Origin of the sequence: Micrococcus sp. HSID17227 (assembly GCF_003989405.1) — a bacterium.
In the GTDB taxonomy this organism is placed as follows: Bacteria; Actinomycetota; Actinomycetes; order Actinomycetales; family Micrococcaceae; genus Micrococcus; species Micrococcus luteus.
Genome location: NZ_RBLN01000064.1, coordinates 1 through 9446, shown reverse-complemented (window position 1 = coordinate 9446; position 9446 = coordinate 1). Strand labels below are relative to the sequence as shown.

At 72.9% G+C, this 9446-nt stretch carries 7 protein-coding genes and 2 pseudogenes; all 9 read right to left on the bottom strand.

Translation table 11 applies throughout. The features are described 5' to 3' along the window. The coding region (gene mnhG / locus D8M29_RS05300; RefSeq protein ID WP_370450147.1) for a monovalent cation/H(+) antiporter subunit G at nucleotides 1-458 on the bottom strand (458 nt) is incomplete at its 3' end. Next, nucleotides 455-793, bottom strand: coding sequence for a monovalent cation/H+ antiporter complex subunit F (locus D8M29_RS05295; protein ID WP_127435190.1), 339 nt, complete (start codon nucleotides 791-793; stop codon nucleotides 455-457). The genes D8M29_RS05295 and mnhG, both read right to left, overlap by 4 nt. Beyond that, nucleotides 793-1410 (bottom strand): Na+/H+ antiporter subunit E, encoded by a 618-nt coding sequence (locus D8M29_RS05290; protein ID WP_070708908.1) that lies wholly within the window; start codon nucleotides 1408-1410, stop codon nucleotides 793-795. Before D8M29_RS05290 ends, D8M29_RS05295 begins: the two co-directional genes overlap by 1 nt. Continuing rightward, nucleotides 1397-3028 (bottom strand): Na+/H+ antiporter subunit D, encoded by a 1632-nt coding sequence (locus D8M29_RS05285; protein WP_127435189.1) that lies wholly within the window; start codon nucleotides 3026-3028, stop codon nucleotides 1397-1399. The genes D8M29_RS05290 and D8M29_RS05285 overlap by 14 nt, the downstream gene beginning before the upstream one ends. Continuing rightward, the gene (locus tag D8M29_RS05280; RefSeq protein WP_127435188.1) at nucleotides 3025-3585 is read right to left on the bottom strand and encodes an NADH-quinone oxidoreductase subunit K; all 561 of its coding nucleotides are present in this window, start codon (nucleotides 3583-3585) and stop codon (nucleotides 3025-3027) included. The genes D8M29_RS05285 and D8M29_RS05280 overlap by 4 nt, the downstream gene beginning before the upstream one ends. After that, entirely contained in the window at nucleotides 3582-6680 is a 3099-nt protein-coding gene (locus D8M29_RS05275; protein ID WP_127435187.1) for a Na+/H+ antiporter subunit A, read from the bottom strand. Before D8M29_RS05275 ends, D8M29_RS05280 begins: the two co-directional genes overlap by 4 nt. Before the next feature lie 68 nt (nucleotides 6681-6748). Then, nucleotides 6749-8149: pseudogene (locus D8M29_RS05270) on the bottom strand (MFS transporter); the annotation flags it as partial. Then, complete coding sequence (gene dcd, locus D8M29_RS05265; protein WP_127435185.1) at nucleotides 8068-8649, bottom strand: dCTP deaminase; 582 nt, start codon at nucleotides 8647-8649, stop codon at nucleotides 8068-8070. The pseudogene D8M29_RS05270 and the gene dcd, both read right to left, overlap by 82 nt. A 3-nt stretch (nucleotides 8650-8652) precedes the next feature. Then, a pseudogene (locus tag D8M29_RS05260) lies at nucleotides 8653-9446 on the bottom strand (hypothetical protein); the annotation flags it as partial.

The window sequence follows — 9446 nt, the reverse complement described above, 5'->3', positions numbered from 1 at the left end:
CCCGAGCTCATATGGGGGACGTACGGCCCAGCCGCGCTACGTGAAAGAAGGAGTCGGGGGGCAGCGGGCCTGAACGCCGTGGTTGCTGACTGCTCCCGCGCCGGGGGCTCGGCCCGACGGCCGACGGCGGCCAGCTCGTCCCGGTGCAGCAGCTCACGGCGGGCGTGCTTGGTGCGGTAGCCCGTGCGGCCCACCAGGTGGGAGGCCACCGGGGCCGTGACCATCTGGGTGATCCACGCCAGGAACAGCACGGGCAGCCACACCCACGACCGCCACACGATCCCCAGCCCGGCGAGCATGAGCAGCAGGCCGAGGACCTGCGGCTTGGCGGCGGCGTGCATGCGGGCCAGCAGGTCCGGCAGCACGAACAGGCCCACGCCGGCCACCAGGGAGAAGAAGGCGCCGCTGACGAGCAGGAACGCGGCCAGCCAGTCCAGGAGCGTGGCGGTGTCGGTCATCGGCCCTCCTCCCCGCCCGGCACGTCCGTGGTGCCGGGCACGCGCGCCTGGTCCTCGAGCGAGTGGTCCGGGCGCCGGTCCTCCGCGAAGCGCGCCACCGTCACCGAGCCGACGAAGCCGACGGTGGCGGCCAGCACCACGAGGACCACGTGGTGGGTGTGGCGGTGCGCGGCCATCTCCAGGACGAGCATCCCGGAGAACACCACGAGCAGCACGTCCGTGGCGACCGCCCGGTCCAGCAGCGAGGGGCCGCGCACGATCCGGTAGAGCGCACCGACGGCGCCGACCACGAGCAGCGCCCCGCCGGCCCACGTGGCCAGGTCCATGGGGTCCATCAGGCCTCCTCCTTCGGGGGGCGGGCGGCGGGGGGCGCCGAACTCGGGAAGCGGCGGACCAGCTCGAGGTCCTCACGCGTGCCGACGGCGCGGATGATGCCCGCCTCCACGTCGAGGGCCTTGGCGCGGAAGCCCTCCACGTCCTCGTCCGTGGTCGCGTCGAGCACGTGCAGGTACAGGACGGAGCGGACCCGGTCCACGTCCAGCACGATCGAGCCCGGCACCAGGACCAGGGCGTGGCTGACGAGCGTGATGATGAGGTCGTCGTGGCTGCGCAGCGGGACGCCCACGATCGAGCCGCGGGCGCGGCGGCCACGCAGCAGCACCACCCCGGTCACGTTGACCGAGGCGCGCACGACGTCGACGAGGAACCGCACCGTGAACACGAGGGACCACCAGGGGTTCAGACGGCCGCTGAACGGGATGCTCGGCATCGGGAAGAGCCCGAGGATCAGCAGCGCGAAGGCGAGGCCGGCCAGGGCCACGTGCGGGGCGAAGTCCTGCCACAGGGCGCACCACACGGCCACCATCACGAGGATCAGCGGCCACTGGGCCACGATGCCCCGGACCCGGTCGGGGCGCACCACGTCGCGGCGGGCGGAGTCACTTCCGGGCATCGTGCACCTCCGTCGGGTCGACGCTGAGGGTGGCCGCGGCCCGCTCCGCCGCGGCGTCGTCGAGCACCGCCGCGATGTAGGGCGAGCGGTCGAGCATGTCCGTGGCGGCCTCGTCGGCCAGGGCGAACAGCGGACCGGCGGCCACCGTGAACACCAGCGTCAGGCCCACGAGCGCCGTGGTGGGCAGCACGAGGCCCGGCTCGAGCGGGCGGGGGCGCTCGCCACGGGCGACGGCCCGCTCGTAGGCGGCCACGAGCTGGGCGGGCGGGTGCTCCACGTCCTCGACGCGGCGCCAGAACGCGCGGGTCCACACGCGCACCACCACGAGCAGGGTCAGCAGGGACACGAGCAGGGACACGCCCACCAGCGTGTACGCCAGGGGCGTGGCCTGCTCGACGCCGCCGCGCAGCAGGCCGACCTTGCCGAGGAAGCCGGAGAACGGCGGGATGCCGCCGAGGTTGAGCGCGGGCACGAGGAACAGGACGCTCACGAACGGGGAGACCTTCGCCAGGGACCCGAGGCGGTCGATGTTCGCGGTGCCGGCGCGGTTCTCGATCAGGCCCGTGACGAGGAAGAGCGCGGTCTGCACGGTGATGTGGTGGGCCACATAGTACACGGTGGCCGCCAGCCCCGCCTCCGTGGCCAGGCCCAGGCCGAAGATCATGTAGCCGATGTGGGAGACGAGGATGAAGGACAGGATGCGCTTGATGTCCGTCTGGGCCAGCGCGCCGAGGATGCCCACCACCATGGTCAGCGCGGCCACCACGAGCAGGAGCGCGTTGACGTGCTCCCCCGGGAAGAGCAGCGTCTCGGTGCGGATCATCGCGTACACGCCCACCTTGGTGAGCAGGCCCGCGAACACCGCGGTCACCGGGGCGGGCGCGGTGGGGTACGAGTCCGGCAGCCAGAAGGACAGCGGGAACACGGCCGCCTTGATGCCGAAGCCCACCAGGAGCAGCACGTGCAGGACCATCTGCACGTCGGTGGGCAGCTCGCCCAGCTTCACGGCCAGGTCCGCCATGTTCACGGTGCCGGTGGCCGCGTAGATCATCGCGATCGCGATCAGGAACACCACCGAGGAGAGCACGGAGACCACCACGTAGGTGATGCCCGCGCGGATGCGCTGGGCGGTGCCCCCCATGGTCAGCAGCACGTAGGAGGACGTCAGGAGGATCTCGAAGCCCACGTAGAGGTTGAACAGGTCGCCGGCGAGGAACGCGTTGGACACCCCCGCCACGAGGATCAGGAACGTGGGGTGGAAGATCGAGACCGGCCCGCCCTCGTCCCGGTTGATCAGCCCCTGCGCCGAGGCGTACAGCAGCACCGCCAGGGTGACCAGCGCGGACACCACGAGCATGAGGGCCGAGAGCCGGTCCACCACGAGGGCGATGCCCAGCGGGGCCGGCCAGCCGCCGAGGTGGACGGCCGCGACCCCGGTGTCCCAGACCGCGGCCAGCAGCAGCGCGTCCAGCACGAGGGTGAGCACGAGCGCGGAGACCGTGACGGTGATCTGCGCGCGGGGGCGGCGCACGAGCATGAAGGTCACGGCCGCGCCGAGCACGGGGATCATGACGGCCAGCGGGGCCAGGTCGGTCAGGGGGACGGAACCGATGCTCATGCGCGCTCCCCGCCCTCGGGACGGCGGCCGCGGGACGCTGCCCCGGATCCGGTGGGCGCCTGGGGGGCGGGCGTGGCGTGCTGCACCTGGGGCCGTGCCTGCGTCGTGTGCTCGTAGTGGGCGTTGGGGTCCGCGGCGTCGTCCAGGAACTCGGAGGACTCCTCCACGAGCTCCGCGTCGTCCTCCGCGTCCCAGGCGGGCATCCGGGCGATCTTGACGTCCTCCGCGTCCACCTCGACCTCGTCCTCGCGGATGAGCAGCCACGAGCGGTAGATCATGGCGGTCAGGAACGCGACCACGGCGAAGCCGATCACGATCGCGGTGAGGATCAGCGCCTGCGGCAGGGTGTCCGCGTACTCGTGCGGGTCCCGGCCGCGCACGAACAGCGGGGCCAGGCCGACGCCGCCGGAGGAGAGGAACAGCAGCATGATGGCGCCGTTGTTGATCAGCATGATCCCCAGCAGGATGCGGGTCAGGCTGCGCTCGAGCACCAGGTAGATCCCCCCGGCGAACATCACGCCCATGGCCAGGAGCAGGGCCAGGTCGACGGTCATCATCGGGCGGCCTCCGGGGCGTCGGGGGTGGACGGGGTGGGCATGCGCGGATGACGACGGCGGGCCGCGGCGCGCAGGCGGGCGCGGCGGGCCTCCTCGCCCCGGCGGTCCACCTCACCGCCGAGCGAGCGCAGCACGTCGATCACGAGCCCGACCACCACGAGGTACACGCCGATGTCGAACGCCGTGGCCGAGACCAGCTTGAGGGCGTCGCCGAACAGCGGCAGGTCGGTGAACTCCACCACATAGGACTGCAGGATCTGCCCGCCGAAGAAGAGCGGGGCGATCCCGGTGAGCGTGGCGATCGCCAGGCCCAGGCCGATCATGGGCCCGGCCGGGATCACGGAGGCCTCCTGCAGCTCGTACCGGCCGCCGGCCAGGAACCGCAGGGTCAGGGCCAGGCCCGCGAGCAGGCCGCCGGCGAAGCCGCCGCCGGGGGTGTTGTGCCCGGCCAGCAGCAGGTAGACGGAGAGCAGCATCATGATCGGGAACATGAAGCGGGTGACGACCTCGAGGATGATCGAGCGCCGCTCGGGGGCCATCGTGTGGCCGGCCACGAGCCACTGGCCCTTGCGATCGTCCACAGCGAAGCTGCGCACGACGGACAGCTCGCGGGCCCCGAGCGAGGAGTCGGCGCCGAAGTTGCCGACGGAGCCGGGGGCGACGTCGTCGATGCTGCGGGTGCGCCCGTCGCGGTGCTGCAGGAAGATCAGGGAGGCCACGCCGGTGGCGGCGGCGGCCAGCACGGTGATCTCGCCCCACGTGTCCCACGCGCGGATGTCCACGAGGGTGACGTTCACGGCGTTGGCGCCGTAGCCGTCCGTGTAGGCGAGCTCCGGCATGGGCAGCGAGATGCGCTCGGCGGTGCGGGCGGCCAGCGCGGTGGCGGCGATCCACATCATGGTCAGCGCGAACCCGACGGCCACGGCCAGGCGGCCCAGCCGCCGTGAGCCGGTGCGGCGGTCGTACCAGTCCGGCGGCAGCACGCGCAGGCCCAGGATGAGGGTGACCAGGATGATGGTCTCCACGAGCACCTGGGTGATGGCGAGGTCCGGGGCGCCGCGCAGGGCGAACAGGGCGGCGGCGCCGTAGCCGGTCACGGACACCAGCATGATCGCCTTGAAGCGGCGGCGGGCGCGGACGGCGAACACGGTGGCCACGGCGATCATCAGGACGATGACCAGCTGCGCCGGGCTCTCCGCCCCGATGATGTCCCCGTCGAGGAACGCGGTGGCCAGGACGCGGTCCTCCCGCCCGACGGGGAACAGGAGGAAGGCGACGGGCAGGCCGGCCGCCGTCGTGAGGATGATGGCCAGGTAGCGGCGCAGCGAGCCGGTCTGGGTGCGGCCCGTGACCCACACGGCCGTCTCGTCCACGTAGCCGATGAGCCGGCGGTATCCGCGGGCGGCGTCCAGGGGGGACTCGGTGCGCTCCTGAAGCGCCTCGAACGGGCGGCGGGCAAGGGCGAGCAGCGCGCCGAGCACCCAGATCCCCGCGGAGAGGGCGAGGATGGGCGTCCAGCCGTGCCACAGGGCCAGGTAGGCCGGCTTCTCCGCCGGGTCCAGCGGCGGCAGGGAGCCCGTGTGGGCGGTGATGATCCCCTCCACCGGGCCGGGCAGGAAGGCGAGCACGAGGCCGACGAGCGCGAGCAGCGCGGCCGGGGCCAGCTCGAGGGTGGTGACGCGGGTGTGGAACTGCGTCTCCGGCACCGTCTCGCCCGCCTCGTCCCGCTTGACGGCGAAGCAGCCCCAGAGGAAGCGCCACGTGTAGGCGAAGGTGAGCACCGAGCCCAGGGCCATGACCACGAGCGGGCTCCAGGCCCACACGCCGCCGTGGGCGGCCCCGTGGGCGGCCAGCGACTCGAGCACGGACTCCTTGGCCACGAAGCCGAACAGCGGGGGCAGCCCGGCCATGGACAGCCCCGCCGCCACGGCGACGGCGGCCAGGACCGGATGGCGCCGCCCGATGCCGGAGAGCTTGCGCAGGTCGCGGGTGCCGGCCTCATGGTCGATGATGCCGACGATCATGAACAGCGGCGCCTTGAACACCGCGTGGGCCAGGAGCATGGCGAGCCCGGCCATCGCCGCGTCCCGGGTGCCCAGGCCGTTGGCCACCATGAGGAAGCCGAGCTGGGAGACCGTGCCGTAGGCGAGCACGAGCTTGACGTCCGTCTGCCGCAGGGCGCGCCAGCCGCCGAGCACCAGGGTCCACAGGCCGACGCCGAGCACCAGGATCTGCCAGGACGTGAGGTCGTGGAACTCCGGGGCCAGGCGGGCCACGAGGAACACGCCGGCCTTCACCATGGCCGCCGCGTGCAGGTACGCGGACACGGGGGTGGGCGCGGCCATGGCGGCCGGGAGCCAGAAGTGGAACGGCGCCTGGGCCGACTTGGTCAGGGCGCCGATCAGCACGAGCGCGACGGCGACCTCGAGCAGCCCGCGCAGCCCGGCGTCGGCCATGAGGGCGGGGGCGGCCTCGAGGACCCCGGAGATCCGCCAGGACCCGGCGAAGTGGGCCAGCATGATCAGGCCCGCGAGCATGGCCAGGCCGCCGAACGTGGTGACGATCAGGGCGGTGATGGCGGAGCGGCGGGCGAAGATGCGGTGGCCCGAGTAGCCGATCAGCAGGAAGGACAGGACGGACGTGATCTCCCAGAAGGTGTAGAGCACCATCAGGTCGTCCGTGGTGACGAGCCCGAACATCGCGCCGGCGAACGCCAGCAGCTGCCCGCCGAACACCGCGTTGCGCGGCTCGTGCTCCCGGAAGTAGCGGGCGCAGTAGGCCAGGACCAGCGCGCCGACTCCCAGCACGATCAGGGACATGAACGCGGCCAGCACGTCCATGCGGAACGCGAGCTCGATCTCGAGGTACGGCACCCACGGCACGGCGCGGTCCAGGTGCGCCGCCGAGGCCGGGACCGGCCGGCCGGCGTCGAGCGCCTCCTGCAGCGCGAACACGTGCGGCAGCTGGGTGAGCAGCCAGACGAAGCCCGCCGCGGGGGCGGCGGCGAGCAGATAGAACCCCTGACGTCCCGTCCACCGGAAGATCACCGGGGCGGCGAGCGCGACGACGAAGAGCGCGGTCAGGATGACGAGCATGCGGTCCCTTCGTCAGGCACGGGCGGGGGTACGGTCCAGCCTAGCGGAGGGATGCGCCCCACCCGGGGTCAGCGGACCGATTCCGCGCTCCGCGTGATCGGCTCCGTGACCCGGGCGAACAGCAGCCCGCCGGCCACGAGCACGACGGCGATCACGGGGATGACCACCCGGTTGTCCGGGTGCAGGGCGAGCGCGAGCGTCACGAGCGCGGGCGTGATGAACCCGACCGCGCGGCCCGTGGTGGCATACAGCCCGAACACCTCGCCCGCCGTCCGCGGCGTGGTGAGCCGGCCCAGGAACGCGCGCGAGGCCGACTGCACCGGGCCCACGAACAGGCACAGCGCCAGCCCGCCGACCCAGAACGCGAGGGTGCCCGAGGCGAAGAACAGCGCCCCGGCCACGAGGACCATGGCGGCCAGCGAACCGAGGATCACCCGGCGCGGGCCGACTGCGTCGTCGAGCCGCCCGCCCACGAAGGCGCCCAGGGCGGCCACCACGTTGGCCGCGATCGCGAACAGGACCACGTCCGAGGCCGCCAGCCCGTAGACCGTGGTGCCCAGGATGGCGCCGTAGACGAACACCGCGCCCACGCCGTCGCGGAACACCGCCGAGGCCACGAGGAACCACAGCGTGTTCCGGTCCTCGCGCCACATCCGGGCCAGCGTGGCCCCGAGCTCGCGGTAGGAGCCCAGCACCGACTCACGGCGCGGCCCGCCGTCCGCCGCCGGGGCGGGGGCCGGGTCCGGCACGGCCACCAGCACGGGGATCGCGAACACGAGGAACCACGCGGCGGCCACGAGCGCGACCACCCGGATGTTCAGCGCCGCGTCCTCCGTGACGCCGAACCAGTGCGCGTCCCCCGAGACGAAGCCCACGAACACGATCAGCAGCAGCAGGATGCCACCGAGATAGCCCGCACCCCAGCCGATGCCCGAGATCCGGCCGATCGTGGCCGGCGTCGAGATGTGCACGAGGATCGCGTTGACCTGCACCTCCGCGAACTCGAAGAACACCGTGCCCAGGGCGATCAGGGTGACGCCCAGCAGCAGCGAGGACTCCTCCGGGGTGACCCAGAAGCAGGCCGCTGTGCACACGATCACGGCGCCGGTGGTCACCCCCAGCCAGAGGCGGCGCCGGCCCGCGCCGTCCGCGCGCCGGCCCAGCACGGGCGCGGTGACCGCGATGACGACGCCGGCCACCGCCATCGCCGTCGAGAGCCAGGCCGTGCCCCGCTCGTCCGGCCCGAACGCGTCCGAGGCCAGGTAGGTGCCGAACACGAAGGTGACCATGACCGCGTTGAACGCGGCCGAGCCCCAGTCCCACAGCGCCCACGCGGCCACCTGGCGACGCGGGGCGGCGGAGGCGACCGGCGGGAGCGCGGCGCCGGTCATCGCTCGATGCGGGTGAGGTGGAAGTCGCGGTGCGCCCGGGAGGCCGTGGGCCCGCGCTGACCCTGGTACCGGTTCTGGTTGGCCCCGGTGCCGTACGGCGACTGGGCCGCCGAGGAGAGCCGGAAGAAGCACAGCTGGCCGATCTTCATCCCCGGCCACAGCGTGATGGGCAGCGTGGCCACGTTGGACAGCTCGAGCGTGACGTGCCCGGAGAACCCGGGGTCGATGAACCCGGCGGTCGAGTGCGTCAGCAGGCCCAGCCGGCCCAGCGAGGACTTGCCTTCGAGGCGGGCGGCGAGGTCGTCCGGCAGGGTGACCTGCTCATAGGTGGAGCCGAGCACGAACTCCCCCGGGTGCAGGATGAACGCCTCGTCCGGGTCCACCTCCACCAGCCGGGTCAGCTCGTCCTGCTTCTGGCGCGGGTCGATGTGCGCGTACCGGTGGTTGTCGAAGAGCCGGAAGTACCGGTCCAGGCGCACGTCCACGGACGCGGGCTGGACCATCGCCGGGTCGAGGGGGTCCAGGCCGACGCGCCCGGAGTCGAGCTCGGCGCGGATGTCGCGGTCGGAGAGCAGCACGGCTCACTCCATTCGCACGACGACGGCCAGCGGGGTGCGCTCGCGGCCCTGGCCCAGCGGGTTGTCCGCGAAGGCGGCCTCGAGGACGGCGGCCGACGCGGCCGTGTCCTTGCCGAGGGCGTTGCGGCCGATGTCGTTGGCGTCCATCACGACGGTGCCGGCGAAGGAGGCCTTCGCCCAGGCCGGGATGTCCGCCGCCCGGATCATCGCCGAGACCTCGGCGGCCACCCGGTCCGGCTCGGCCGGCGGCAGCTTGGCCGAGACGTTGGCCGGGAACGTGGAGTAGGAGGTGGGCCCGTCGATCGCGCGGACGTTGCCGCCCACCACGTTGTAGAACACACCGCGCTTGCCGGCGACCTTGCCGGCGGCGCCGGCCGCCGCGGAGAGCACGATGCGCGGCAGGCCCGCCTCCTGGATGGCCAGCTGCATGGTGGTGGGATCGCCCAGACCGATGCCCGCGGGCGTGCGGGTGACCAGGCGGGAGAGGACGCGGGCGGCCACGGAGGGGCGGACCTCCCACGTGTAGTAGGAGCGACCCTGGGTGATGGCCACGATCTTCTCGGACACGGAGAAGTGCCACGGGGCGTCCTGCGGCATCGCGTCCGCGGGCAGGTCGCGGAAGAAGTCCTCGATCTCGCCGCGCAGGTAGGCCTGCAGGTCCGTGTCCCGGTCCACCAGGCCGGTCTGCACCGGGAAGCGGCGGTAGCGGCGGCCGTCCTCGGCGGAGACCAGGTCGAGCTCCTTGCCCGGGTTCGGCTCGTGGTCCGGCTTGGCCGGCGCCGGGGCGGTGGGGGCCT

What these genes read in the sequence shown, in the direction of transcription:
- D8M29_RS05295 (WP_127435190.1), bottom strand. Translation starts at nt 793, where the DNA reads ATGGACCCCATGGACCTGGCCACGTGGGCCGGCGGGGCGCTGCTCGTG.
- D8M29_RS05290 (WP_070708908.1), bottom strand. Translation starts at nt 1,410, where the DNA reads ATGCCCGGAAGTGACTCCGCCCGCCGCGACGTGGTGCGCCCCGACCGG.
- D8M29_RS05275 (WP_127435187.1), bottom strand. Translation starts at nt 6,680, where the DNA reads ATGCTCGTCATCCTGACCGCGCTCTTCGTCGTCGCGCTCGCCGCCCCG.
- D8M29_RS05285 (WP_127435189.1), bottom strand. Translation starts at nt 3,028, where the DNA reads ATGAGCATCGGTTCCGTCCCCCTGACCGACCTGGCCCCGCTGGCCGTC.
- D8M29_RS05280 (WP_127435188.1), bottom strand. Translation starts at nt 3,585, where the DNA reads ATGATGACCGTCGACCTGGCCCTGCTCCTGGCCATGGGCGTGATGTTC.